24 protein-coding genes are annotated in these 23,169 nt (G+C 72.5%); 10 read left to right on the top strand and 14 right to left on the bottom strand.

What is annotated here, in order from left to right:
* Window positions 1-65: 65 nt before the first annotated feature.
* Window positions 66-1,664, bottom strand: coding sequence for a bifunctional phosphoribosylaminoimidazolecarboxamide formyltransferase/IMP cyclohydrolase (gene purH / locus J2X36_RS08675; RefSeq protein WP_310348453.1), 1,599 nt, complete (start codon window positions 1,662-1,664; stop codon window positions 66-68).
* A 76-nt stretch (window positions 1,665-1,740) separates the two neighbouring features.
* Window positions 1,741-3,462: a heparinase II/III family protein gene (locus J2X36_RS08670; protein ID WP_310348451.1), complete on the bottom strand. Its 1,722-nt coding sequence runs from the start codon at window positions 3,460-3,462 to the stop codon at window positions 1,741-1,743.
* Window positions 3,463-3,563: 101 nt separating this feature from the next.
* Here J2X36_RS08670 and J2X36_RS08665 point away from each other — a divergent pair, with 101 nt between their 5' ends.
* On the top strand, window positions 3,564-3,920 hold the full coding sequence (locus J2X36_RS08665; RefSeq protein WP_132254812.1) for a hypothetical protein: 357 nt from the start codon (window positions 3,564-3,566) through the stop codon (window positions 3,918-3,920).
* A gap of 78 nt (window positions 3,921-3,998) precedes the next feature.
* On the opposite strand, the gene J2X36_RS08660 is transcribed toward J2X36_RS08665, so the two are convergent.
* Window positions 3,999-4,280: a hypothetical protein gene (locus tag J2X36_RS08660; protein WP_310348447.1), complete on the bottom strand. Its 282-nt coding sequence runs from the start codon at window positions 4,278-4,280 to the stop codon at window positions 3,999-4,001.
* Between the two features lie 267 nt (window positions 4,281-4,547).
* On the opposite strand from J2X36_RS08660, the gene J2X36_RS08655 reads away from it, so the two are divergent.
* Window positions 4,548-4,775 (top strand): hypothetical protein, encoded by a 228-nt coding sequence (locus J2X36_RS08655; protein WP_132254810.1) that lies wholly within the window; start codon window positions 4,548-4,550, stop codon window positions 4,773-4,775.
* 67 nt (window positions 4,776-4,842) lie between these two features.
* On the opposite strand, the gene J2X36_RS08650 is transcribed toward J2X36_RS08655, so the two are convergent.
* Window positions 4,843-6,210 (bottom strand): RsmB/NOP family class I SAM-dependent RNA methyltransferase, encoded by a 1,368-nt coding sequence (locus J2X36_RS08650; protein ID WP_310348445.1) that lies wholly within the window; start codon window positions 6,208-6,210, stop codon window positions 4,843-4,845.
* A gap of 74 nt (window positions 6,211-6,284) precedes the next feature.
* Between J2X36_RS08650 and J2X36_RS08645 the strand changes: the two genes are divergently transcribed.
* Window positions 6,285-6,530: a DUF1674 domain-containing protein gene (locus J2X36_RS08645; protein ID WP_310348443.1), complete on the top strand. Its 246-nt coding sequence runs from the start codon at window positions 6,285-6,287 to the stop codon at window positions 6,528-6,530.
* An 89-nt stretch (window positions 6,531-6,619) separates the two neighbouring features.
* Entirely contained in the window at window positions 6,620-6,928 is a 309-nt protein-coding gene (locus J2X36_RS08640; RefSeq protein ID WP_132254807.1) for a cupin domain-containing protein, read from the top strand.
* Between the two features lie 20 nt (window positions 6,929-6,948).
* On the opposite strand, the gene J2X36_RS08635 is transcribed toward J2X36_RS08640, so the two are convergent.
* Both J2X36_RS08635 and bluB read right to left on the bottom strand, forming a co-directional pair.
* Window positions 6,949-7,416 (bottom strand): L,D-transpeptidase, encoded by a 468-nt coding sequence (locus tag J2X36_RS08635; RefSeq protein WP_310348876.1) that lies wholly within the window; start codon window positions 7,414-7,416, stop codon window positions 6,949-6,951.
* A 239-nt stretch (window positions 7,417-7,655) separates the two neighbouring features.
* Entirely contained in the window at window positions 7,656-8,297 is a 642-nt protein-coding gene (gene bluB / locus J2X36_RS08630) for a 5,6-dimethylbenzimidazole synthase (protein ID WP_310348874.1), read from the bottom strand.
* Window positions 8,298-8,672: 375 nt separating this feature from the next.
* On the opposite strand from bluB, the gene J2X36_RS08625 reads away from it, so the two are divergent.
* Window positions 8,673-9,059: a DUF2794 domain-containing protein gene (locus tag J2X36_RS08625; RefSeq protein WP_310348441.1), complete on the top strand. Its 387-nt coding sequence runs from the start codon at window positions 8,673-8,675 to the stop codon at window positions 9,057-9,059.
* A gap of 92 nt (window positions 9,060-9,151) precedes the next feature.
* Here the strand turns inward: J2X36_RS08625 and J2X36_RS08620 are convergent, their stop codons facing one another.
* From J2X36_RS08620 to J2X36_RS08610, 3 genes are all read right to left on the bottom strand, one after another.
* Window positions 9,152-10,270 carry an NADH:flavin oxidoreductase/NADH oxidase gene (locus tag J2X36_RS08620; RefSeq protein WP_310348440.1) on the bottom strand — a complete coding sequence of 373 codons (1,119 nt, stop codon included), beginning with the start codon at window positions 10,268-10,270 and terminating at the stop codon, window positions 9,152-9,154.
* Window positions 10,271-10,346: 76 nt separating this feature from the next.
* A complete protein-coding gene (locus J2X36_RS08615; RefSeq protein WP_310348437.1) occupies window positions 10,347-12,278 on the bottom strand; it encodes a propionyl-CoA synthetase in 1,932 nt (643 codons plus the stop codon).
* Between the two features lie 169 nt (window positions 12,279-12,447).
* Complete coding sequence (locus J2X36_RS08610; RefSeq protein WP_132254802.1) at window positions 12,448-12,633, bottom strand: YdcH family protein; 186 nt, start codon at window positions 12,631-12,633, stop codon at window positions 12,448-12,450.
* A 224-nt stretch (window positions 12,634-12,857) separates the two neighbouring features.
* Between J2X36_RS08610 and J2X36_RS08605 the strand changes: the two genes are divergently transcribed.
* From J2X36_RS08605 to J2X36_RS08590, 4 genes are all read left to right on the top strand, one after another.
* Window positions 12,858-13,076 (top strand): YdcH family protein, encoded by a 219-nt coding sequence (locus J2X36_RS08605; RefSeq protein WP_132254801.1) that lies wholly within the window; start codon window positions 12,858-12,860, stop codon window positions 13,074-13,076.
* Window positions 13,077-13,203: 127 nt separating this feature from the next.
* Window positions 13,204-13,704: a 5-(carboxyamino)imidazole ribonucleotide mutase gene (purE, locus tag J2X36_RS08600; RefSeq protein ID WP_310348434.1), complete on the top strand. Its 501-nt coding sequence runs from the start codon at window positions 13,204-13,206 to the stop codon at window positions 13,702-13,704.
* Window positions 13,701-14,798 (top strand): 5-(carboxyamino)imidazole ribonucleotide synthase, encoded by a 1,098-nt coding sequence (locus J2X36_RS08595; RefSeq protein WP_310348430.1) that lies wholly within the window; start codon window positions 13,701-13,703, stop codon window positions 14,796-14,798. The genes purE and J2X36_RS08595 overlap by 4 nt, the downstream gene beginning before the upstream one ends.
* A 306-nt stretch (window positions 14,799-15,104) precedes the next feature.
* Window positions 15,105-15,977, top strand: coding sequence for a tetratricopeptide repeat protein (locus J2X36_RS08590; protein ID WP_132254798.1), 873 nt, complete (start codon window positions 15,105-15,107; stop codon window positions 15,975-15,977).
* 106 nt (window positions 15,978-16,083) lie between these two features.
* Here J2X36_RS08590 and glpX read toward each other — a convergent pair whose 3' ends face one another.
* The 3 genes from glpX to J2X36_RS08575 form a co-directional block, all read right to left on the bottom strand.
* The gene (glpX, locus tag J2X36_RS08585) at window positions 16,084-17,076 is read right to left on the bottom strand and encodes a class II fructose-bisphosphatase (RefSeq protein WP_310348427.1); all 993 of its coding nucleotides are present in this window, start codon (window positions 17,074-17,076) and stop codon (window positions 16,084-16,086) included.
* A 210-nt stretch (window positions 17,077-17,286) separates the two neighbouring features.
* Complete coding sequence (locus J2X36_RS08580) at window positions 17,287-18,609, bottom strand: homoserine dehydrogenase (RefSeq protein WP_310348424.1); 1,323 nt, start codon at window positions 18,607-18,609, stop codon at window positions 17,287-17,289.
* A 164-nt stretch (window positions 18,610-18,773) separates the two neighbouring features.
* A complete protein-coding gene (locus tag J2X36_RS08575) occupies window positions 18,774-19,526 on the bottom strand; it encodes a hypothetical protein (RefSeq protein ID WP_310348421.1) in 753 nt (250 codons plus the stop codon).
* A 93-nt stretch (window positions 19,527-19,619) separates the two neighbouring features.
* On the opposite strand from J2X36_RS08575, the gene xth reads away from it, so the two are divergent.
* Window positions 19,620-20,414 carry an exodeoxyribonuclease III gene (gene xth / locus J2X36_RS08570; RefSeq protein WP_132254794.1) on the top strand — a complete coding sequence of 265 codons (795 nt, stop codon included), beginning with the start codon at window positions 19,620-19,622 and terminating at the stop codon, window positions 20,412-20,414.
* A gap of 10 nt (window positions 20,415-20,424) precedes the next feature.
* On the opposite strand, the gene J2X36_RS08565 is transcribed toward xth, so the two are convergent.
* Together J2X36_RS08565 and ilvD are read right to left on the bottom strand one after the other, a co-directional pair.
* Window positions 20,425-21,339: a tetratricopeptide repeat protein gene (locus J2X36_RS08565; protein ID WP_132254793.1), complete on the bottom strand. Its 915-nt coding sequence runs from the start codon at window positions 21,337-21,339 to the stop codon at window positions 20,425-20,427.
* The gene (gene ilvD, locus J2X36_RS08560) at window positions 21,326-23,056 is read right to left on the bottom strand and encodes a dihydroxy-acid dehydratase (protein WP_310348416.1); all 1,731 of its coding nucleotides are present in this window, start codon (window positions 23,054-23,056) and stop codon (window positions 21,326-21,328) included. The genes J2X36_RS08565 and ilvD overlap by 14 nt, the downstream gene beginning before the upstream one ends.
* Window positions 23,057-23,169 lie beyond the last annotated feature (113 nt).

Below are 23,169 nucleotides of genomic sequence, written 5' to 3'. Positions count from 1 at the left end.
GGGAGGCGGCCCCGCCACGGCAGCGTGGCGGGGCCGTTTCCCCGGGATGCGAGGGCTGCTGCCCCTCAGTGCCGGAAGTGCCGGTGCCCCGTGAACACCATGGCGAGCCCGGCCTCGTCGGCTGCCGCGATCACCTCCGCGTCGCGCATCGAGCCGCCGGGCTGGATCACCGCCGTGGCGCCGGCCTCGGCCGCCGCGAGCAGGCCGTCCGCGAAGGGGAAGAAGGCGTCCGACGCCACCACGGCGCCCTTGGCCAGGCTCTCGGCGAGGCCGAGGCTCCTGGCCGCTTCCGCGGCCTTCCAGGCGGCGATGCGCGAGGAATCCACCCGCGACATCTGCCCCGCGCCGATGCCGACCGTCGCGCCGCCCTTCGCGTAGACGATGGCGTTCGACTTGACGTGCTTGGCGACCCGGTAGGCGAACCGCAGGTCGGCGGATTCGGCCTCGCTCGGCGCCCGCTTCGTCACGACGGTGAGCGGCATGTCGTCCACGACGGCGTTGTCCCGGCCCTGGACGAGCAGCCCGCCCGAGAGGCTGCGCACGGTCTCGCCGGGCGCCCGCGGGTCCGGCAGGCCGCCGGCGAGGAGCAGGCGCAGGTTCTTCTTGGCCGCGACGATCGCGATCGCGTCCTCCGACGCGTCGGGCGCGATGATCACCTCCGTGAAGATCTCGACGATCCTGCGCGCGGCGTCCGCGTCGAGGGGGCGGTTCAGCGCCACGATGCCGCCGAAGGCCGAGGTCGGGTCGCAGGCGAGCGCCCGCTCGTAGGCCTCCAGCAGGCTGGCCCCCTCCGCGACCCCGCAGGGATTGGCGTGCTTGATGATGGCGACAGCCGCGGCGCGGGCCGGATCGAACTCGGCGACGCATTCGTAGGCCGCGTCCGTGTCGTTGAAGTTGTTGTAGGAGAGTTCCTTGCCCTGGAGCTGGCGGGCACTCGCGATGCCCGCCCGGACGATCCCGGGAGCCCGGTAGAAGGCCGCGGATTGGTGCGGGTTCTCGCCGTAGCGCAGGCCCTGCGCGAGGCTGCCGCCGAAGGCGCGGAAGGCGGGGGTCCCGTTCGCCTCGATCTCCCCGGCCAGCCAGTTGGCGATCGCAGCGTCGTAGGCGGCGGTGCGGGCGAAGGCCTTCTGCGCGAGCCGGCGCCGCGTGGCTGCGCTCAGCGCGCCCCCTCCCCCCTCAAGCTCCGTGAGGAGGCCGGCATAATCCGAGACGTCGGTGACCACGGCGACGTCGGCGTGGTTCTTCGCCGCCGCGCGAATCATGGCCGGGCCGCCCACGTCGATGTTCTCGACGCAATCGTCGTATCCGCGCCCCGCCGCGATCGTCGCCTCGAAGGGGTAGAGATTGACGACGAGGAGGTCGATCGCGCCGATCCCGTGGGCGGCGAGCGCCGCCTGATGCTCCGGGTTGTCGCGCACGGCGAGCAGGCCGCCATGGACCGCTGGGTGCAGGGTCTTGACCCGCCCGTCCATCATCTCGGGGAAGCCCGTCAGGTCGGCGACCTCGGTGACGGGCAGGCCCGCCTCGCGCAGCGCGCGGTGGGTGCCGCCGGTGGAGACGAGATCGACGCCGCGCGCGCCGAGGGCGCGGGCGAACTCGACGAGGCCCGTCTTGTCGGAGACGGAGAGGAGCGCGCGGGTGATCCGCACTTGGTCATGCGACATCGGAAACTCGTACAGGCAGTCGGGCGGCGTCGCGGCGCCGGTAGCATGAATCCGGTCGGGCGGGCCAGCGCGCCCCTCACGCGGCAGGGGCGAGCCCGCGGCGGGTGAAGGACCAGGCCACGCGCGCGCCCTCGGCAACCTCGAGATGGAGGGCGATCTGGTCGGTGCGGCGCGCACCCGAGAGACCCGCGAAGTAGACGCTCTCCTCGATCGCGATCGCGGCGCCCTCGGCCCGGAAATCCCAGACCTCGCCGAGGGGCAGGCCGAGCGAGAGCCCGCCGTCCGGGCCCGGCCCCACGAGAATGGACGGGTGCAGGTGGAAGCGGATCGCGACCTCCTGCGGGCGGTGCCTCGCCCCGGCGCGCAGGAAGGCGTCCTCCCCCTCCAGGCGGCCCTCCGCGGCCAGGAGGCGCCAGCGCCGCTCGTGCACGATGCCGTGATCGCGCACGTACCCGTCGTGGCGGGCGGCGAGCACCTCGGCCGGCCCGTCCGTGAAGCGCTCCGACTTCACCTCGGACGGACCGTGCAGCAGGATCGGGCCGAGGCGGTGGCAGACCCACTCGGCGGCGGCGCGCTCGCCCCAGAAGCCGGTTCCGGCCAGAACGTGGCTCGACGAGGCGCCGGAGACCGAGGCGGTGGAATGGGCGGGCGTGCTGCGGGCGAGGCGCCGGAGTTCGGTCCCGCTCTCGGGCATGCCGCAATTGACGACGATGCGCTGCGGGCCGCTCGACATCTCGAAGGACAAGGTGCCGGCACAGGCGTTGCGCGAGAAGGGAAGCGGCGGAGGCTTGCCGACATCGGCCACCACGACGATGCGGCCGCCCTCGAGGCGCTCGTAGCCGGAATGCGGCGCGTGCATCAGCGGTTGGGCCAGGGTGCCGTCGTAGACCAGCAGCGTGGCCAGATGGTCGGCGGCCGTGGCGCCCATGCCGTTGAAGTGGCTCAGCGAGGCGTCCGCGTGGCGCAGGAGGCGCAGGAGCGGCAGCATCCGGTCGATCGCCCTCAGGAGGGCCTCCGGCGGATCGACGCTGCGGCTGAGGTAGCTCTGCCTCAGCGGCAGAAGGTCGAGAAGCAGTTCCATCGCGAAGCGCGGATCACGGGAGCGGTGGCCGCCATCGGTCATGATCTGGCGGTCGAGCTCGCGCGAGAGGATCCGCGTCGCCCGCTTCAGGATCGGCTGGATCCCGTCGCAGCATAGCCCGGCGTAGCAGAGCGCGACCGCGGCGAGCAGCCGCCAGGAGGGCGGCACGCCCCGGCGCAGGTCCCGCTCGAGCTCACGGGCGCTCCGGGCGAGCGTGCGCAGGAAGTTCTGGTAGAAGGCCCGGTCGGCGCCCTCGAGCACCAGGGGCGACTGGCTGAGGAACGCGATCAGCCGGCGCGCCGCCACGGGCGTCGGGCGGGCGAGCGCCGGATCGCCGCGTCCCGCCATGAAATCCGCGACGAAGGCGCGGGCGTTGGCGCGCGCGAGGGCCGTGTCGGCGGCGCGCAGGTGCCTGAGCCAGCCGAACCCGTAGAGCACCTCCGCCCATTCCGGCGAGGGCGGCGTGTAGTCGAAGGGCGAGCCGCCGCTGACGGCGAGCGACCGGCCCGCGAACACGAACAGGCCGGCATAGATGTCGTCGGCGAAGGTGGCGTCGCTGGTGCGCAGGTCGTGGGGCGCGATGATGAGGCCCGTCACACGGACCCGGGCGAGGATGTCCGGCGGCGCGGTCAGGCGCGCCGAGGCGGCGCGCACCGAACGCGCGGCCTCGCGCCCGACGAGCCGATAGAAGCGCCAGCGATCAGGCCCCCCGAGCACGCGTTCTCCTCACCGGGCGGCGAAGCGCGCGATGCGCCCGGCCGGTCTCTCTGACGAATGAAGCTAGAACCGGCCTCTTAACCGTCCGTTTACGCTATGTCATGGGGCGCTTGTTTGCCGCGCCGGACCCATCGGGCCCGATCCACGCGGGAATCGGGATCGGCATCGGCATCGGGATCAGCATGGCGGCACTCGTCTATACCCGGCTGCAGGACCATCCCCGGGAGACCTATTTCGCCACGAGCGGCGCCCTCATCGTCGGTCGGATCGACTGCATCAGCGCCGCGCCCGCGGCCGAGCAATGGGGCTGGGGGATGAGCCTCGACATCGGCGCCCTGCCCTTTCGCCGCGGCGGCGTCGCCGGCTCGCGGGAGGAGGCGGCGGCCTGCCTCGCGGAGGCCTGGGAGCAGTGGAAACTCTGGGCCGGCCTGCGCGATCTCGACGCGATCGAGGCGTGAGGCTGTCCCTGGAGATGCGCTCCGGAGCGGCCCGGAAAGAATCCCGGGCCGCCCGCGCAGTCGGAAGAGGCGGGAGCGCTACTGGCCGCCGCTCGTGCCGCCGCTGCTGCCGGCGCTGCCCTGGGGCACCGCCCGGGAGGGCTGCCCCGCATTGCCCCCGGCGGCCGAATTCGTGGTGATGGTCTCGGCTCCCGTCGCGCCCGGCGCGATGATCACGTCGCGGCTGTTGCCCGTCGTGTTGGACTGGCCCTGGATGACGGTTCCCGAGGGTGACGGATTGGGCGCGACCGCGCGATCCTGAGCGAGCGCCGGCGTGGCGAGGCCGAGCGCGAGAGCGCCGATGACGATGGACTTGTTCATGAAATCTCCTTGCCGGCGAATGTCCGGCACGAAGGCTTTCAACTTCTCATCGCTTCCAAGGTTGCAACCCGCGCGATCTCCGCCCCCGTGGCCGATCGCCCCGGCATTTTCTCGTGCGTTGCGGCATGTGAAGTGCGGTGATTGCGGGGACAACGATGGCGAATCGGGCCCTTGATGCCGGCTAACTCCCGCTGGGCCCGTGATTTTTACCCCTCGGAGGGCATTCCGCGATATGGCTGCTCGCATCCCCCGCGTGGGTTTCCTGCGATGCGTTTCGACATCACCGAGGATGCGAGCGGCCTCTGGTACTGGACCCTGATCGACGATCGGTCCGGCGCCGTCCTGTGCTCGCCCGTCCGCTTCCGGACACAGGTCCAGGCCTATGCCGACATCGCGGCGTTCAAGGCCTCCGTATCCGGAGCCGGCGTGATCGTCGGGGCGACCGCCGCTCGCGGCGGGCCGAGCGGTCCGAGCGGGCAGCTCGGCCTGCTCTGACCCTCTTCGACACCGCCTCGCCTCCGACCGAGCCGGAATCCGGTGCGCTCGACCCTGCGGCTGGCCCTCAGGCGGTGCGGCGCAGCCGGCTCGCGAAGAACCCGTCCATCCCGCCCAGACCTTCGGGCGAGCCTCCGCCGAGATGCGCCGGCAGGGTGCGCAGGTCGCCCTGCCCGTCGATCAGCTCGGGCTGTCCGCCCACCTCCTCCGCCCCAACGGGCACCCGCTCGTAGGCCGGATGCCGGGCGAGGAAGGCGGCAACCTGCGCCTCCCCCTCCTCCGCCTCCAGGGAGCAGGTGCAGTAGACGAGCCGGCCGCCCGGCCGGACGAGGGTGGCCGCCTTGTCGAGCAGGCGCGTTTGCAGGGCGGTCAGCCGCGCGAGGTCGGGCTCGCCCTTCGTCCAGGCCACGTCGGGATGGCGGCGGATGGTTCCGGTCGCCGAGCAGGGCGCGTCGAGGAGCACCGCGTCGAAGCGGGCCTCCTCGGGCCATGCGAGGGCGTCGGAGGCCACCACCTCCGCCTCGAGCCCGAGCCGGGCGAGGTTCCGATGCAGGCGCTCGAGGCGTGCGGGCGAGCGGTCGACCGCGGTGACGCGGGCGCCTGCCGATGCGAGCTGCGCCGTCTTGCCGCCCGGTGCCGCGCAGAGATCCGCCACCGCCTCGCCGGGAGCCGCGCCGACGAGGCGCGCGGGGATGGCGGCGGCCGCGTCCTGCACCCACCAGGCGCCTTCCTCGTAGCCAGGCAGCTCCGCCACCGGCACGCGCACGTCGCGCAACCGCAGCGAGCCGGTCGGCAGGACGATCGCCCCGAGGCGCTCGGCCCAGGATGCGGGATCGCCGCGCACGGTGAGGTCCACCGCCGCGCCCCGCAGATGCGCCGCGGCGATGCGGGCGGCCTGCTCGTCCCCGTAGGCCGCCCGCCAGCGCCGGGCGAGCCAGTCCGGCGTGTTGTCCGCCAGCGGTTCGACCGGCTCGGCGAGGATCGCGGCGCGCTCGCGCACGATCCGCCGCAGCACGGCGTTCACGAGCCCGCCGAGATGCTGCAGGCCGCTCTCCGCCTTGGCGAGGCGCACGGAGAGATCGACCGCGGCGTGGTCGGGGACGTTGAGGTCGAGGATCTGCGCCGCGCCGGTGGCCAGGAGGGCGACGAGGCGGGGGTCGTTGCGCGGCAGGCCCTGCGCCATGCGCGCGGCGAGCGCCCGCTCGAGGAGGCCGAGGCGGCGGAAGGTCGCCGTCGCGATGGCGCGGGCGAGCCCGGCGTCGGCCGCGTCGAGGCCCGCGGCCCGCGCGCCCTGCGCGAGCACGTCCTCCAGCGCCTGCGCGCGGCCCTTGCCCAGAAGGTCGGCCACCGCGGCCTGCGCGACCCGTCGCGCGGCGAGCCCCGGAACCGGCCCGCCCGTCTCCGCCGCGTCCGGCGCGTTGCGGCGTGTCGCCATGAAACCTAACTTCCCGTCATCCCAGGCCGGGCCGTCCGGCCCGGCCGCCACGCCCTTCCACCAGAGCCGACGCGATGCAAGAGCCAAACAGCCGCGACCCTTCGAACGGTTCCGAACCCGAGGCGCCTGCGGAGAAGCAAGCCCGCCGCCCCCTGACACCCGCGGCCGAGCGCGCCCTCGCGGAGGCCGCGGAGCGCCGCGCCGCCGTCGACGCGCGCGCTGCCGGGATCGCGGCGCAGCGCGAGAGGCAGGGGCGCGGCGGATTGGAGCCCGTGCGCTACGAGGATTGGGAGGTGAAGGGGATCGCCGTCGACTTCTGAGCGGGGGCGGACCGGGAACGCCGCCGGCGGAGCCGCCGTTGGCTCCTCGTTGCGTGCGCGCGCACGCGATCGAGCACGGGAGGCGGGCGATGGCGACGAAGGTATCGAGCCGGGACGCGGCGAAGGGCGAGCACGGCGAGGTCAGCCTCGCCCGGGGCGAGCGCCTGTCCATGCGGATGTGGCGCGACGAGCCGCCGACCGATGACAAGCCCGCGGGCAGCCGGCCCTACGAGACGGTCGGCTTCGTCATCTCCGGGCGCGCCGAACTCGTCCTGAAGGGCGAGACGATCGGTCTGGAGGCGGGCGATTCCTGGGTCGTTCCGGCCGGCGTCGAGCACACCTACCGGATCCTCGAACCCTTCACCGCCGTGGAGGCGACGGCTCCGCCCGCGGGCTGAGCGTCGCCTGGCGGGCCGGCTCAGCGCGTCATGTAGACCTGCGTGCCGACATTCACCCGGCCGTAGAGATCGACCACGTCCTGATTGTACATCCGCACGCAGCCATAGGAGGCGAAGGTGCCGACGGAGCTCGGGCGGTTCGTGCCGTGGATGGCGTATTGGCCGCCCGCGAGCGTCATCGCCGCGGCCCCCATCGGGTTGCTGGGCGATCCGCCGGCGATCAGGTTCGGCAGGCGCGGGTTGTCGCGCTTCACCTCCGCCGGCGGCGACCAGGCCGGCGCGACGTACTTGCCGTCGATCTGCGTGGCGCCGACCCATTGCTTGCCGGGCCGACCCACTGCCACGGGGTAGCGGATCGCCGTGCCGTCCCCGTTGATGAGGTACAGGCGCCGCTGTGAGATGCTGATCACGACGGAGCCCGGCGCGACGCTCGGGTCGCCGTAGGGCACCACCTCCCGCGCCTGCGCCGGCATCGCGCCGCCCGCCATTGCCGCCGCCAGCGTGCCGAAGGCCGCCCCGCGCCATACCGACTTCCCGAACATCGCCTTCCGTCCTCGCAAGCGTGACCATACGCAGGACGATAATTCGGCGCCCGACCCCTCCGTTCCGGTTGACGCTTGCGCTTTTGTCGAGCTTGTGCAGACGAATTGATTCGCTGGGTGAAGACGGCCCCTCCCGGATGCGTCGATCCCGAGCCTTTCGGGAAAGGCGGCGTTCAGGATAGCGCTCAGCGCTCGAACAGGCAGCAGGCTTCGAGGTCGGGTCCCTGCCAGCCGTGGCGGACGAGTTCCGGGTCGAGATGCTCCTCGACCGGGTATCCCACGCACAGATAGGCGACGAGGTGCCAGCTCGTCGGCACGTCGAGGCTGCGGCTGACGCAATCCGGGTCGAGGATCGAGACCCAGCCGACCCCGATCCCGAACGAGCGCGCCGCGAGCCAGAAGCCCTGAACCGCGCCCACCACGGAGTAGCGCAGCATCTCGGGCATCGTCGCCCGGCCGAGGCCGTGCCCGGTCCCGGTCGCCTCGTCGCAGAACACGGCGAGGTGCACCGGGGCCTCGCGCAGGCCCGCGAGCTTGAGCGTCCGGTAGAGGGCGGCCCGCTCGTCGGCATAGGCGCTTGCCGCGGCGCTGTTGCAGCGCTCGAAGCTCGCGACGACCGCCGCCCGCCGCGCAGCGTCCGACACGCGCACGAACCGCCAGGGCTGGCTGTTGCCGACGGACGGGCTGCGATGCGCGAGATCGAGGCAGGCGCGCAGATCCGCCTCCGCGATCGGCTCGGGCCGGAAGCGGCGCACGTCGCGGCGCCAGGCGAACAGCTCGGCGAGCGTCTCACGGAAGGATGCGTCGAAGGCGGGCACGTCGGTCAGGTCACAGGTTCCGCGCCGCGGAGGTCCGCGAGCGGTCTCCCTAGCCTGTTCCGGGACGAAGCGCAGAAAAAAGGCCGCCTGGGCGGCGGCCTGAAGTCCTTGGGTCTCGAAACCTCTGGAGTGTCGGGCGTGGAGTCCGGAGGCGGCGACCGAGGGCTGGGGAGCTCGGGTTTCGGGCGCCGCACCGGGCACGACCCGACGAGGTTCACCCACCGTTGTCTCCTTGCAACAAGGCCCGCGAAAGGCGCGAAAGCGGCGAAATCGTGATGCTTTGTTTCTCGGGCGTGGCTTCCGGGCAACGCGCCCCGCCCTTGCGGGCCGCAGCGCGGCGGCCCATCATCCGGCTAACCGAACCGGCCCGAGAACGGAGCGACGATGAGCGAGCGGACGAGCGCCGAGCCACGACCGAACGACATTGCAGCCGCCACCACCGCCCACGTGGTCCCCTTCCCCGCCCCCTCGACCGCACCGCAGATCGCGTTCAACCGGGAGGAGCTGCGCGTCCTGTTCAACCTGTACGGACGCATGGTCTCCGAGGGCGAGTGGCGGGATTACGCCCTCGACTTCCGCCGCGACAAGGCCGTCTTCTCGGTCTATCGCCGCGCCTCCGAGATGCCGCTCTACCGGGTCGAGAAGGACCCGAAACTCGCGCGCCGCCAGGGCGCCTACGCGGTGGTGGCGGCGAGCGGCCGCGTGATGAAGCGCGGCACCGACCTCGCGCGGGTGCTCTCCGTGCTGGAGAAGCCGCTGCGGGTCGTGTGAGCGCGGCCCGGGCACGGGCATTCCCAATGGGCCGCCCGATCGCGTGGCGGCCGCCCGCCCTGCGGGAGACGGCTCCGCCCCCGCGCGCGGCCTCAGCGCTGGCCGAATTTCGTGTCCTTGAACAGGTCCTTGAACTCGCGCGGCTGAGAGCGCCAGTACTGCTTCGGAGCCCGCACTTGGGCGCCGAGCTCGGCCGCCGCGTGCCAGGGCCAGCGCGGGTCGTAGAGCATGGCGCGGGCCAGCGAGACCGCGTCGGCCCGGCCCTCCTGCAGGATCGCCTCGGCCTGGGCCGGCGTGGTGATGAGCCCGACGGCGATCGTCGGCAGCCCCGTCGCCGCCTTGATCCGCTCGGCGTGAGGCACTTGGTAGCCCGGCCCGAGGCGGATCGCCTGCCGGGTCGACAGGCCGCCCGTGGAGACGTGGATGGCGGCGGCGCCCCGCTCCTTCAGGGCCTGGGCGAGCTCGACGGTCTCGTCGAGGTCCCACCCCTCCTCCACCCAGTCGGTGGCCGAGACCCGCATCCAGACGGGCTTGCCCGAGGGCACGACCTCGCGCACCGCCTCGAACACCTCCAGCGGGAAGCGCATCCGGTTGGCGAGGCTGCCGCCGTACTGGTCGGTCCGCTCGTTCGAGAGCGGCGACAGGAATTGATGCAGCAGGTAGCCGTGCGCCCCGTGCAGCTCCACCGCGTCGATGCCGAGGCGCATGGCCCGGCGTGCCGTCGCCACGAAGTCGCACAGGATGCGGCGCAGGTCCGCGGCATCGAGGGCGTGCGGGGGCACCTCCTCCTCCCCGTGCGGGATCGCCGAGGGGGCCACGGTGCGCCAGCCGTGGGGGGATTCGGGCGGGATCTGCGAGCCCCCCATCCAGGGCGCCTCGCTCGACGCCTTGCGGCCCGCATGGGCGATCTGGATGCAGACGGGAACGGGGGCGTAGTCCCGCACGGCGCCGAGGACCCGCGCCAGCGCCCGCTCGGTGCCGTCGTCGTAGAGGCCGAGGTCCCAGGCCGTGATGCGGGCCTCGGGCGAGATGGCGGTCGCCTCCAGCGTCAGCAGGCCCGCCCCCGACATGGCGAGCTGCCCGAGATGCATCATGTGCCAGTCCGTGGCCTCGCCGGCCCGGGCCGAGTACTGGCACATCGGCGCGATCAGGATGCGGTTCTCAAGCGTCAGCTCGTCGAGCTGCAGGGGTTCGAACAGGCGCGCGGTCATGCGGGTCTCCGGGGCCGGGAGGGGGCCATCGAGTGGGGGCCATGTGGCGCAAAGATCCCGATTGGCCAGCCTTCGCTCAGCCGCCGATGCCCCGCGCGCGCAGACTCTCGCCGATCTCGTCGAGGGCGCCGGCATCGTCGATCGTCGGCGGCATGGTCCAGGGCTCATCGTCGGCGATGCGCTTCATGGTGCCCCGCAGGATCTTGCCGGAGCGGGTCTTCGGCAGGCGCGGGACGGTCAGGGCCAGCTTGAAGGCCGCCACGGGGCCGATCCGCTCCCGCACCAGGGCCACGAGCTCGCGCTCGATCTCGGCCGGATCGCGCTCCACCTGCGCCTTGAGCACCACGAAGCCGCAGGGCGCCTCGCCCTTGAGGTCGTCGCGGATGCCGATCACGGCGCATTCGGCGACGTCCGGGTGGGAGGCGAGCACCGCCTCCATGCCGCCCGTCGAGAGCCGGTGGCCGGCCACGTTGATGATGTCGTCGGTCCGCCCGAGCACGGTCACGTAGCCGTCCGCGTCGAGGAGCCCTGCGTCGGAGGTGTCGTAATAGCCCGGGAAGGTGGTGAGGTAGCTCCGGCGCATGCGCTCCTCCGAGCCCCACAGCGTCGGCAGGCAACCGGGCGGCAGCGGCAGGCGGATCGCGATGGTGCCCATCGTGTCGGGGCCGACCGGCCTGCCGCCCTCGTCGAGCACCTGCACGGCGTAGCCCGGCATCGGCACGCAGGCGCTCCCGTGCTTGACCGGCAGCTGACCGAGCCCGACCGGATTGCCGGCGATCGCCCAGCCCGTTTCCGTCTGCCACCAATGGTCGATGACGGGCCGCTCCAGCGTCCGCTCGGCCCAGGCGACGGAATCCGGGTCCGCCCGCTCGCCCGCGAGGAACAGGCTGCGGAAGCGCGAGAGATCGTAGCCGGCGACCCGCTCGCCGCGCGGATCCTCCTTCTTGATCGCGCGCAGGGCCGTCGGTGCCGTGAAGAGGCAGGCGACGCCGTGCTCGGAGGCGACGCGCCAGAAGGCGCCGGCATCGGGCGTGCCCACCGGCTTGCCCTCGTAGAGCACCGTGGTGCAGCCGTGCACGAGGGGCGCGTAGACGATGTAGGAATGGCCGACGACCCAGCCGATGTCGGAGGCGCAGAAATAGACCTCGCCCGGGGCCACGTCGTAGAGGTTCGCCATCGACCACGCGAGCGCCACGAGGTAGCCGCCGGTGTCGCGCACCACGCCCTTCGGCTTTCCCGTCGTGCCGGACGTGTAGAGGATGTAGAGCGGGTCGGTCGCCGCGACCGTGACGCAGGGCGCCCGCCGCCCCGCCGCCTTCGCGGCCCGCACCGTCTCGGCCCAGTCCCGGTCCCGGCCCGCGACGAGCGCGGCCTCGCATTGCGGGCGCTGCAGGATCAGGCAGGCATCGGGCTTGTGGCGCGAGGCCTCGATCGCCGCGTCGAGGAGCGGCTTGTAGGCGACGACCCGGCTCGGCTCGATGCCGCAGGAGGCGGCGAGCACCACCTTCGGGCTCGCATCCTCGATCCGGACGGCGAGCTCGTTCGCCGCGAAGCCCCCGAAGACCACCGAGTGGACCGCCCCGAGGCGCGCGCAGGCGAACATGCCGACGAGGGCCTCGGGCACCATCGGCATGTAGAGGACGACCCGGTCGCCCTTCCCCACCCCGAGGTCGGACAGAACGGCGGCGAGGGCGGAGACCTCGTCCAGCAGCTCGGCATAGGTGATCCGCCGCTTCGTGCCGGTGACGGGGGAATCGTGGATGATGGCGGCCTGGCTGCCGCGGCCGGCGGCCACGTGCCGATCGACCGCGTTGTGACAGGCGTTGAGGCGCGCATCCGGAAACCAGCGGCCATAGGCGCCCGCCTCGGCGTCGAAGGCGCGGGCCGGCGCGGTCTCCCACGCGATGGCGCGGGCCGCGGCCAGCCAGAAGGTCTCGGGATCGGCGAGGGAGGCGGCGTAGACCTCTCCGTAGCGTCCGGGCAGGGGCGTGGCTGGCGTGGCGCTCATGCTGTGTCCTCGGGCGCCCGCTCGCGGCCGTGCGCCGGGCTGACGTGCCTGGGGATCATAGCAGAGCCGTTGGCCCTGTCGGCGCGGGCACCGGAAACAAAACCGCCGCGCTGTCGACCCAGCGCGGCGGCCACGAACTCAGAACGGAAAAATCTGGGGCTGGACGGGGTCAGTGCAGCGTTTCGTCCGATGCGGCCTGGAGGCGGTTGATCTCGTCCTTGAGGTGGAGCTTGCGTCGCTTGAGTTCGGCAATGTGCAGATCGTCCTCGGAGGGACTGAGGATCGCTTCCTGAATCTCACGCTCGAGGGCTTCGTGCTTCCGGGTGAGCTGGCTCAGATGCGTCTGCAGCGACATGAGTCGTGTCTCCTGTCATCGTTCCGACTCGGGTAGACTGACACAGGATGAGCCGGCTGTCGAAGCGATTCGGGCCGGCGTGCCTCACGAAACCTTGCGCTCGCCGGCCGGACTTGAGAGGCTGCTCGAGGCTTCGGGACAGGCGCATCGCGCCGCCCCTTGCCGCAAGCTCGGCCGTGACGCATGGTCTCGTGGCGAGCGCATCCCGGGAATTGCAAGCGACGATGTCTGTTGAGTTGGTCGAGGATGGGCAGGTCGATCTCGTGGGTGAGCTGTCGCGGCTCAAGGAGGAGCACCGCGACCTCGACAGTGCCATCGACGCGCTTGAGCGGAACGTGGCCGGCGACCAGCTCCAGATCCAGAGGCTGAAGAAGCGCAAGCTCACGCTCCGGGACCGCATCTCCTACCTCGAAGACCAGATCACCCCCGACATCATCGCCTGAGCGCTGTCCCGCCTCGATCGCCGCCCTGCGCTTGCCCGGCCGGCGGCACCCCTGTATTCGGCGGGATCGCGCCTGAACGCCCGCCCGCGGGCCGGCGGCGCCCTCTCGCAGCACGGACGGGACGACGATGGCGGCAGCGCCTCCGGTCGCGATCATCATGGGGAGCCAGTCCGACTGGGCGACCATGCGGCACGCGGCCGAAACACTCGACGCCCTCGGCGTTCTCCACGACACCCGCATCGTCTCGGCCCATCGCACGCCGGACCGGCTCTACGCCTTCGCCAAGGGCGCCAGGGCCGCGGGCCACAAGGTGGTGATCGCGGGTGCGGGCGGGGCCGCCCACCTGCCCGGCATGGCGGCGGCGCTCACGAGCCTGCCCGTCTTCGGCGTGCCGGTGGAGTCGAAGGCGCTCTCGGGCCAGGACAGCCTGCTCTCGATCGTCCAGATGCCCGCCGGCATCCCGGTCGGGACGCTGGCGATCGGCCGGGCGGGCGCCGTCAACGCCGCCCTCCTCGCCGCCGCGGTGCTGGCCCTGACGGATGAGGGCCTCGCCGCGCGCCTGGAGGCGTGGCGGCAGGCGCAGAGCGAGGCCGTGGCGGAGCGGCCGGAGACAGAGATCAACCCGTGACCTCGCCTATCCTGACACCCGGTTCGACCCTCGGCATCGTCGGGGGCGGGCAACTCGGCCGCATGATCGCGCTGGCCGCCGCCAATTACGGGCTCATCGTGCACGTCTTCGCGCCCGATGCCGACAGCCCCGCCTTCGACGTCGCCGCGGCGCGGACGGTCGCGGCCTACGACGACGCGGCGGCGCTGAAGGCCTTCGCGGAGAGCGTCGACGCCGTCACCTACGAATTCGAGAACATCCCCCGCGAGACCGCCGAGATCCTGGCCGCCGGCGCGCCGCTCCACCCGAGCGCGCACGCCCTGGCGACCACGCAGGACCGGCTCGCCGAGAAGACCTTCATCAACGACCTCGGCATCCCGACCGCCCCGTTCCGCGCCGTCGACAGCGGCGACGACCTCGACCGGGCCATCGCCGCCATCGGCCGGCCGGCCGTGCTGAAGACCCGCCGCTTCGGCTACGACGGCAAGGGCCAGCGCATGATCCGCGCGGACGGGCCCGTCGACCGCTCGTCGATCATGGCGGAGTTCGGCGGCGCGCCCCTGATCCTCGAGGGCTTCGTGCCCTTCGAGCGGGAGGTCTCGGTGGTTGCCGCCCGCTCGTCGGACGGGTCCTTTGCCGCCTTCGACCTCTGCGAGAACGAGCACCGCGACCACATCCTCGCGGTCACCCGCGTGCCCGCGACCGGCATCGCGCCGGAGACGGCGCGGAGCGCGATCGACATCGCGCGGCGCATCGCCGAGGCGCTCGACTATGTCGGCGTGCTCGCGGTCGAGATGTTCCTCGTGCGGGAGGGCGGCTCGGAGCGGGTCGTCGTCAACGAGATCGCGCCGCGGGTCCACAATTCCGGCCACTGGACGATCGAGGGGGCGCTCACCTCGCAATTCGCCCAGCACGTGCGCGCCGTCTGCGGCTGGCCGCTCGGCGATGCGTCGCGCACCGGCGGCATGGCGGTCGAGATGCACAACCTGATCGGTGCGGAGGCCGATGGCTGGGCCGAGATCCTCGCCCGCCCCGGCGCCCACCTGCACCTCTACGGCAAGGGCGAGGCGCGGCCGGGCCGCAAGATGGGCCACGTCACGCGCCTGATTCCCTGAGCCGCCGCCGGGCTCGGCCGGCCCCGCGATCTGGGTCCTTCCCGCCACACCGGAGCGCCGCGTGAGACGGGCGGGGCCTGATTTCCAGGGCCCGCCCGCAGGGGCCATACCTTCGCCACATCCACCCGTTTCAGCGGACATCATCCTCGACCTTAAGCGGGCGTTCACCGCGATCGGGGAGAGTGCCCCGGCTCATCGCCTGCAGGTCGAGACCGGGGCGAGCCGGGCGCCGAGGGCGCGCGGGCACGGGCGGATGGACGAGGGCCCGGCGCGCGGACGGCGCGGGGGCTCAGGGAGAGCGGGGCGATGACGTCATTGAGCTTGGCGGGACGGAAGGCCGGGCTGGTCGCGGCCGTGGCGCTGACCGCCGCGGCTTTGGCCGGATGCGAGACGGTCGGCAGCGCCGCCGGCCCGAAGCAGTACGCGGTGCTGGAGGCGGACACGACGGGCGCGACGAACCTCAACATCGCCTCCCTGTCCGAGGTGATCCAGCGCAACCCGAACGACGCGGCGGCCTACAACACCCGCGGCGCGGCCTATGCCCGGGCCGGGCAGTTCGGCGAGGCGATCACCGACTTCACGAAGGCGGTCCAGATCGACCCGAACTCGGCCTCGGCCTTCAACAACCGGGCCCTGGCCTACCGCCAGACGGGCCGCAACGACGCGGCCCTGCAGGATTTCTCGAAGGCGGTCTCCGCCGACCCGAATTACGGACCCGCCTATATCGGCCGCGCCAACGTGCTGCGCGCGCAGGGCGACCTCGACGGCGCCCTCAGCGACCTCAACATGGCGATCCGCATGATGCCGGAATCGGCCGAGGCCTACCACGCCCGCGGGCTCGTCCGGCAGAAGCAGGGCCAGAACCAGCAGGCCATCGCCGATTTCGACGCCGCGATCGACCGGAACCCGTTCGTGAGCGCGCCCTACGCCGCCCGCGGCCAGAGCCTGATCGCCACGAACCAGTACGACAAGGCGATCGAGGACTACAACGCGGCGCTCAACGTCAACAACAAGGACGCCACCTCCTGGGCCTATCGCGGTCTCGCCTACGAGAAGTCGAACCGCAAGAAGGAGGCGGCCGAGAGCTACCAGCGCGCCGCCCAGATCGAGCCGGGCAACCCGATCGCCAAGCAGGGCCTCGGCCGCGTGCAGGGCGGCGTGGGCTCCCTGTTCAACTGACGGGCTCGGGGTCGCGGATCGTTTCGGGGCGGGTGCCGGGAGGCGCCCGCCCTTTTCATTGGGCGGGCCGGTCAGCCCCCGCCGGGGAGCGGCACGCGCCCGGCCCTCAAGCCTCGAAGCGCTCGGCGCGGTGCTCGCCCAGGATCCGGCGCACGGTGCCGGTCGAGGAGCGGTAGACGACCGTCTCCGTCTGGATCAGGCCGGGCTTGAAGCGCACGCCCTTCAGGAGCGCGCCGTCGGTGACGCCGGTCGCCGCCACGATCACGTCGCCGCGGGCGAGGTCGGTGAGCTCGTATTTCCGGTTCGGGTCCGAGATGCCCATGCGCGCGGCCCGGTCGCGCTTGTCGGCGCTGTCGAGGATGAGCCGGCCCTGCATCTGGCCGCCGATGCAGCGCAGCGCGCCCGCCGCGATCACGCCCTCCGGCGCCGCCCCGGTGCCGAGATAGATGTCGGCCCCCGTTTCATCGGGGCTCGTCGTGAAGATGATGCCGGCGATGTCGCCGTCCGAGATCAGGCGGATGCCCGCCCCCGTCGCCCGCACGGCGCTGACGAGGTTCATGTGCCGCGGCCGGTCGAGGATGATCGCGGTGATCTGCGCGGGATGCACCCCCTTGGCCCGGGCCAGCGCCGCGATGTTGTCCGCCGGGCTCGCGTCGAGATCGACGAGGCCGGGCGGGTAGCCGGGGCCGATCGCGATCTTCTGCATGTAGACGTCGGGTGCGGCGAGCAGGGATCCGCGCTCGGCCATGGCCATCACGGAGATGGCGCCCGGCATGTCCTTCGCGCAGAGCGTCGTGCCCTCCAGCGGATCGACGGCGAGATCGACCTCCGCGCCCCCGCCCCGGCCGATCCGCTCGCCGATGTAGAGCATCGGCGCCTCGTCGCGCTCGCCCTCGCCGATCACCACGGTCCCGTCGACGGGCAGCAGGTTCAACTCGCGGCGCATGGCGTCGACGGCGGCCTGGTCGGCCTCCTTCTCGTTGCCCTGGCCGCGCAGGCGGGCGGCGGCGATGGCCGCGCGCTCGGTCACGCGGGCGAGTTCGAGGGTGAGGGTGCGGACGACGCCGCCCCGCGGAGCCTCCGGGTTCGCTTCGGTCATGCCTTCCTCGCCCACGTGCGGCCGCTTCGTCGGCCTGGCGCTTCCCGAACAAGCCGGCCCGGCGCGCCTATCGCCGTGTTGTAGCGCGTTTCTCCGCCGCGGAGTCGTGCCGCGTGCGAATATCCTCAAGCCTCACGCGGTCTTGCCCCCGCGGTCTTGCCTCACACGGTCTTGCCTCACGCGGCCCAGGACTCGCGCCCGGTGCCGGGCTCACTCGCGCTCGATCCGGATAAGCTGGGGCGCCTCGGCGAGGAGCCCGTCCGCCGCGATGGCCTCGAGCGCCGCGCGGATCGTGCCCTCGGTGGCCGCGTAGGTGATGAGAACGAGGGGGACCGGCCGGCCCGAGCGCCCGCGCGGATCCTGCGAGGCCGCGCTCTCGGTGCGGCGCTGCAGGATGCTCTCCAGCGAGATGTCGCGCTCGGCCATGCGGGTGGCGACGCCGGCCGCGACGCCGGGGCGGTCGTGCACGGTCAGCCGGATGTAGTAGCCGCCCTCGTGCCGCTGCATCTCGACCCGCGAGGACGGGCGCAGGCGCGCGGTCGGGCGCCCGAAGGTGGGGCGCACGATGCGGGACGCCACGTCCGCGATGTCGGCGACCACTGCCGAGGCCGTCGCCTCGCCGCCGGCGCCGGGGCCGATCAGGGTCAGTTCGCCCACCGCGTCGGCGTCGATCGTCACCGCGTTCGTCACGCCCATCACCTGCGCGATGGCGGAGGATTTCGGCACCATGGTCGGGTGCACGCGCTGCTCGACGCCGGCGTCCGAGAGCTGGGCCACGCCGAGGAGCTTGATGCGGTAGCCGAGTTCCTTGGCCATGGTCAGGTCGAGGGGCTGGATCGCCGAGATGCCCTCGACCGAGACGCCCTCCGCGTCGATCTCGGTGCCGAAGGCGAGGCTCGTCAGGATCGCGAGCTTGTGGGCGGTGTCGAAGCCCTCGATGTCGAAGGTCGGATCGGCCTCGGCGTAGCCGAGCGCCTGCGCGTCCTTGAGGCAATCCTCGAAGGTCAGGCCCTCGAGCTCCATCCGGGTCAGGATGTAGTTGCAGGTGCCGTTGAGGATCCCGTAGACGCGGGCGACCGCGTTGCCCGGCAATCCCTCGCGCAGGGCCTTGACGACGGGGATGCCGCCCGCCGCCGACGCCTCGAAGGCCAGGGCGACGCCGCGCTCCTCGGCCGCCTGGGCGAGCGCCGCGCCGTGGCGTGCGAGCAGCGCCTTGTTGGCCGTGACCACGTGCTTGCCGGCCGCGATCGCCGCTTCGACCACCGCCTTCGCCGCGCCCTCCGCGCCGCCGATCAGCTCCACGACGCAATCCACCTCCGCGGCGCTCGCGAGCGCCACCGGATCGTCGAACCACTGGACACCGGCCAGGTCGAGGCCGCGGTCGCGGGACCGGTCGCGGGACGAGACGGCGGTGACGCGGATCTCGCGGCCCGTGGCGGCGGCGAGCGCGTCCGCCCGACGGACGACCATGCGGACGACGGCGGCGCCGACGGTCCCGAGACCGGCGACGCCGAGGCGGAAGCTCTGTGTCATGATCTGTTCCCCGGCCTATCCCACGCCGTGCCCGCTCTGGGGCCGCCGGCGGCTCGACGCGCGGTGCGGGCGCGAGGCTCGAGACCGCGGCCCCGCCGATCCGCGCGGCGGGCACTTCTGCAACGATTTCCGGAGGGGCGCAAGGAACGGGCCGCGCCGCAGGGTCACCTCGCCCGCGCCTGCGCCGCGCGGAAGCGGAGCGCCGTCAGGATCAGCGCGTAGAGCACGCCCGCATTGAGGAGGTGCCAGAGGAAATGCGTGCCGTGCGGCAGGCTCGCGCAGGCCGCCCGGTCGAGCGTCCGGACGGCGAGCGACGCGAGGAAGAGGGCCGCGACCGCGAGGATCCGCCGTCCCGCCTCCCGGCGATGCGGGGCGGCGCCGGATGCGAGCAGCGCCGCGCCGACACCCAGGAGGGCGAGAAGGGCCGGCACATAGTCGATCGACCCGTTCGTGGCCGCCCCGAGATCCCGCCCGGCCAGAAGGCTCAGCACCGGCTCCAGGGCGAGGCTCGCGCCGGCGAAGCAGAGCGTCGCCGTGGTCGCCCCCGCGATGCCGAGGCCGAGGAATCGGCGCATGGCGAGGAGGAAGTAGGCGTAGATGAACAGCGCGATCGGGATCACGTCCGCGAGCATCGACCAGCGCAGCGCCAGGGTGTGGAACAGGAACGACCCCGCCCCGACGCAGGCCGCGAGGATCGCGAGGGCGAGCGCGGGCGGGTCGACGATCGCGGGCGGGATCGAGCGAGGGCCGGACAGGTTTCCCGCGCCCGTCCCGACCCCCGCGACGGCGCGCAAGCCCGCCAGCGCCGCCGCGACCAGGAACGCGGCGTTCGTCGCGGCGTTGAGCGGCTCCGCCCAGAAGCCGGGATCCGTGCGCTCGCAATAGGCCCGGATCGGCTCGAACCACGCTCCCGCCATCCCCCCTCCGTCCCGTCCCGATTGCGGCACCCCGCCTTGTCAGGCCGGCGCGAAGGCCCGATGACGGTCGCGCCTCCTCGGGATACGAAGTCCATGCGGATCACCACCTGGAACGTCAATTCGATCAAGCAGCGGGTCGGCCATCTCCTCGCCTTCCTCGACGAGGCGAAGCCCGACGTCGTCTGCCTGCAGGAATTGAAGTGCCAGGACGAGGCCTTCCCCCGCTCCGAGATCGAGGCGGCGGGCTACGCGGTCGAGACGCACGGCCAGAAGGCCTATAACGGCGTCGCGCTGCTCGTACGGGCGCCGCTCGGCCTGAGCGAGGTGCGCCGCGGCCTGCCGGGGGACGCGGAGGACGAGCAGGCCCGCTACATCGAGGGGGTCGTCGCGGCCGAGGGCGTGGCGCCCGTGCGCGTGGCCTCGATCTACCTGCCGAACGGCAACCCGGTGGCGAGCGCGAAATACCCCTACAAGCTCGCCTTCCTGGAGCGGCTGCGCCGCCATGCGCGGGGGCTGATGCAGGCGGAGACGGCCCTCGTGCTCGCGGGAGACTACAACGTCATCCCGGATCCCGAGGATGCGGCGGACCCGGCCGCCTGGGCGAACGATGCCCTGTTCCTGCCCCAGTCCCGCGCCGCCTTCCGGATGCTCCTCGCCGAGGGGCTGACCGACGCCCTGCGCGCCTGCGACCCCCGGGCCGGGCTCTACACGTTCTGGGACTATCAGGCGGGCAGCTGGCCGCGGAATTTCGGCATCCGCATCGACCATCTGCTCCTCTCCCCGCAAGGGGCGGACCGGCTGGTCTCGGCCTCGGTGCAGAAGCACCTGCGCGGCCTCGACAAGCCCTCCGACCACGTGCCGGTGACGGTGGAGCTGTCGGACGGGTGAGCGGCGCCGCTCAGCGGCGGCGCCGGCCTGTTCCCGAGGTCTGGGCCTCGTTCTGGGCCAGGGCCCGATCGTCCTCGTTCGCCGCCGCCCAGTTCTTCTCGTAGAGCGAGACGATCCAGTCGTCCTTGCGCCCCTCCGCGCCCTGGCGGGCGAGCGAGAGCCACATCAGGCCGCGCGCCCGCTGCACCGGCACGCCGCCGAGCCCGTTGACGAGGAGGTCGCCGAGCAGCGCCTGAGCCGGCCGGTGTCCCTTCTCGGCCGCGAGGTTGAACCAGCGGGCGGCCTGGCGCGCGTCGGCCTCGACGCCCGTCCCCTCGAGGTAGAGCCGGGCGAGATTGTACTGCGCGTTCGGGTCCCCGAAATAGGAGGCCGCGTAGTTGAACATGTCGTAGGCCCGCTCCGGGTTCGCGCGCACGTAGGTGCCCTTGATCCCGTCGAGGAAGTAGCTGCCGAGGGCCGTGAAGGCGCTCGCGACCACGCCCGAATTCGGCGCGTCCGGCCCGTCGTCGCTGCTGTCGTCGGCGATCCGTGAGAAGTACTCGAACGCCTTGAGGTCGTCGTGCGGGACGCCGTCCCCGTCCGCGTACATGCGGCCGAGCTTCCAGAGGGCGAGGGCGTGGCCCTGGCCGGCCGCGTATTCGAGGGCGCGGGCGGCGCCTTCCTTGTCGCCCGCATTGTACTCGCGCATCCCGGTGCGCAGCGCGTCCTTGGCCGAGCGATAGCTCTTCTCGGCCACGGGCGTGCGCGCGGCCGCGTCGAGGGCCTCGACGGGCGCCGTCACCGGCAGGGCGAGGAGGAAGAGCAGGCCCGCCAGGGGCACGGCCGCCAACGCTCGCGCGCGCGCGCGCGAGGCGACCGGCCGATCCGGATCGGCCCCGACCGGCCGCGCGAGCGGCCGGCAAAGGTCAGTCCTAGATGTCCGCATAGGTCTGCGTCTCCTTGGCGCCGCCCGGATGGGTGACGGCGCCGTTGACCGCGGCTCCCACGGTCTGCGCGTATTTCCAGAGGTAGCCCGAGGTCGCGGTGTTGCCGCGCGGCGTCCACGCCTTGCGGCGCTCGGCGAGTTCCGCGTCCGAGAGCGCCACGTCGAGCGTGCCCTTGATGGCGTCGAGGGTGATGAGGTCGCCGTCCTTCAGGAGGCCGATCGGCCCGCCGACCGCCGCCTCGGGGCCGACATGGCCCACGCAGAAGCCGCGGGTGGCGCCGGAGAAGCGCCCGTCGGTGATGAGCGCGACCTTGTCGCCCATGCCCTGGCCGTAGAGGGCGGCCGTGGTCGAGAGCATCTCGCGCATGCCGGGGCCGCCCTTCGGACCCTCGTAGCGGATCACCAGCACGTCGCCGGGCTGGTAGGTGCGGGTCTGCACGGCCTCGAAGCAGGCTTCCTCGTTGTCGAAGACGCGGGCCGGGCCGGTGAAGACCTGCCGGTCGAGCGGCATGCCCGCGACCTTCACGATGGCGCCCTCGGGGGCGAGGTTGCCCTTGAGGCCGACGACGCCGCCGGTCGGCGTGATCGGGGCGTTGGCGGGGCGGACCACGTCCTGGTCCGGGTTCCAGCCCACCTTCTCCAGGTTCTCGGCCATGGTCCGGCCGGTCACGGTCAGGCAGTCGCCGTGCATGAAGCCGTGGTCGAGCAGCGTCTTCATCAGGAGCGGGATGCCGCCGACCTCGAACAGGTCCTTGGCGACGTAGCGCCCGCCGGGCTTGAGGTCCGCGATGTAGGGCGTGCGCCGGAAGATCTCCGCCACGTCGAAGAGCGAGAATTCGATGCCGCATTCGTGCGCGATGGCGGGCAGGTGCAGCGCCGCGTTGGTCGAGCCGCCCGAGGCCGCCACCACGGTGGCGGCGTTCTCCAGCGCCTTGCGGGTGACGATGTCCCGCGGGCGGATGTTCCTGGCGATGAGCTCCATGATCTTCTCGCCGGCCGCGGCGCAGAACTTGTCGCGGATCTCGTAGGGCGCCGGCGCGCCCGCCGAGTAGGGCAGCGCGAGGCCGATCGCCTCGGAGACGGTCGCCATGGTGTTGGCCGTGAACTGCGCGCCGCAGGCGCCGGCCGAGGGGCAGGCCACCTGCTCGAGCTCGTCGAGGTCCTCGAGGCTCATGTCGCCGACGGCGTGCTTGCCGACCGCCTCGAACAGGTCCTGCACCGTGACGGGCTTGCCCTTGAAGGTGCCGGGCAGGATCGAGCCGCCGTAGATGAAGATCGACGGCACGTTGAGGCGCACCATCGCCATCATCATGCCGGGCAGCGACTTGTCGCAGCCGGCAAGGCCGACGAGGGCGTCGTAGGAATGGCCGCGGATGGTGAGCTCGACCGAATCCGCGATCACCTCGCGCGACGGCAGCGACGCCCGCATGCCGCTATGGCCCATGGCGATGCCGTCGGTGACGGTGATGGTGCAGAATTCGCGCGGGGTGCCGTTCGCCGCCGCCACGCCCTTCTTCACGGCCTGGGCCTGGCGCATCAACGATATGTTGCAGGGCGCGGCCTCGTTCCAGCAGGAGGCGACGCCGACGAGGGGCTGATGGATCTGCTCGCGGGTCAGGCCCATCGCGTAGAGGTAGGAGCGGTGCGGCGCCCGCTCGGGCCCCTCCGTGACGTGGCGGCTCGGCAGCTTCGACTTGTCGTTCAAACGCGCGTCCATACCCGTATCTCGCGATCCCGAAATCCCGACCCCGCACCCTTCCGCAACAACGTTCGAGATCGCCCCGCGAACCGCTCGGGGCGGCGCACGGCGAGGGCTTCTGACGCTCACGG

The organism is Methylobacterium sp. BE186 (genome assembly GCF_031457035.1).
Classification (GTDB): Bacteria; Pseudomonadota; Alphaproteobacteria; order Rhizobiales; family Beijerinckiaceae; genus Methylobacterium; species Methylobacterium segetis.
The sequence above is the reverse complement of the archived record's forward strand: the minus strand, read 5'-3'. Positions and strand labels throughout refer to the sequence as shown.

Coding starts and splice junctions, on each gene's coding strand:
- purH (WP_310348453.1), bottom strand. CDS start 1,664: ATGTCGCATGACCAAGTGCGGATCACCCGCGCGCTCCTCTCCGTCTCC.
- J2X36_RS08665 (WP_132254812.1), top strand. CDS start 3,564: ATGGGGCGCTTGTTTGCCGCGCCGGACCCATCGGGCCCGATCCACGCG.
- J2X36_RS08660 (WP_310348447.1), bottom strand. CDS start 4,280: ATGAACAAGTCCATCGTCATCGGCGCTCTCGCGCTCGGCCTCGCCACG.
- J2X36_RS08655 (WP_132254810.1), top strand. CDS start 4,548: ATGCGTTTCGACATCACCGAGGATGCGAGCGGCCTCTGGTACTGGACC.
- J2X36_RS08650 (WP_310348445.1), bottom strand. CDS start 6,210: ATGGCGACACGCCGCAACGCGCCGGACGCGGCGGAGACGGGCGGGCCG.
- J2X36_RS08645 (WP_310348443.1), top strand. CDS start 6,285: ATGCAAGAGCCAAACAGCCGCGACCCTTCGAACGGTTCCGAACCCGAG.
- J2X36_RS08640 (WP_132254807.1), top strand. CDS start 6,620: ATGGCGACGAAGGTATCGAGCCGGGACGCGGCGAAGGGCGAGCACGGC.
- J2X36_RS08635 (WP_310348876.1), bottom strand. CDS start 7,416: ATGGCGGGCGGCGCGATGCCGGCGCAGGCGCGGGAGGTGGTGCCCTAC.
- J2X36_RS08625 (WP_310348441.1), top strand. CDS start 8,673: ATGAGCGAGCGGACGAGCGCCGAGCCACGACCGAACGACATTGCAGCC.
- J2X36_RS08620 (WP_310348440.1), bottom strand. CDS start 10,270: ATGACCGCGCGCCTGTTCGAACCCCTGCAGCTCGACGAGCTGACGCTT.
- J2X36_RS08615 (WP_310348437.1), bottom strand. CDS start 12,278: ATGAGCGCCACGCCAGCCACGCCCCTGCCCGGACGCTACGGAGAGGTC.
- J2X36_RS08610 (WP_132254802.1), bottom strand. CDS start 12,633: ATGTCGCTGCAGACGCATCTGAGCCAGCTCACCCGGAAGCACGAAGCC.
- J2X36_RS08605 (WP_132254801.1), top strand. CDS start 12,858: ATGTCTGTTGAGTTGGTCGAGGATGGGCAGGTCGATCTCGTGGGTGAG.
- purE (WP_310348434.1), top strand. CDS start 13,204: ATGGCGGCAGCGCCTCCGGTCGCGATCATCATGGGGAGCCAGTCCGAC.
- J2X36_RS08590 (WP_132254798.1), top strand. CDS start 15,105: ATGACGTCATTGAGCTTGGCGGGACGGAAGGCCGGGCTGGTCGCGGCC.
- glpX (WP_310348427.1), bottom strand. CDS start 17,076: ATGACCGAAGCGAACCCGGAGGCTCCGCGGGGCGGCGTCGTCCGCACC.
- J2X36_RS08580 (WP_310348424.1), bottom strand. CDS start 18,609: ATGACACAGAGCTTCCGCCTCGGCGTCGCCGGTCTCGGGACCGTCGGC.
- J2X36_RS08575 (WP_310348421.1), bottom strand. CDS start 19,526: ATGGCGGGAGCGTGGTTCGAGCCGATCCGGGCCTATTGCGAGCGCACG.
- xth (WP_132254794.1), top strand. CDS start 19,620: ATGCGGATCACCACCTGGAACGTCAATTCGATCAAGCAGCGGGTCGGC.
- J2X36_RS08565 (WP_132254793.1), bottom strand. CDS start 21,339: ATGCGGACATCTAGGACTGACCTTTGCCGGCCGCTCGCGCGGCCGGTC.
- ilvD (WP_310348416.1), bottom strand. CDS start 23,056: ATGGACGCGCGTTTGAACGACAAGTCGAAGCTGCCGAGCCGCCACGTC.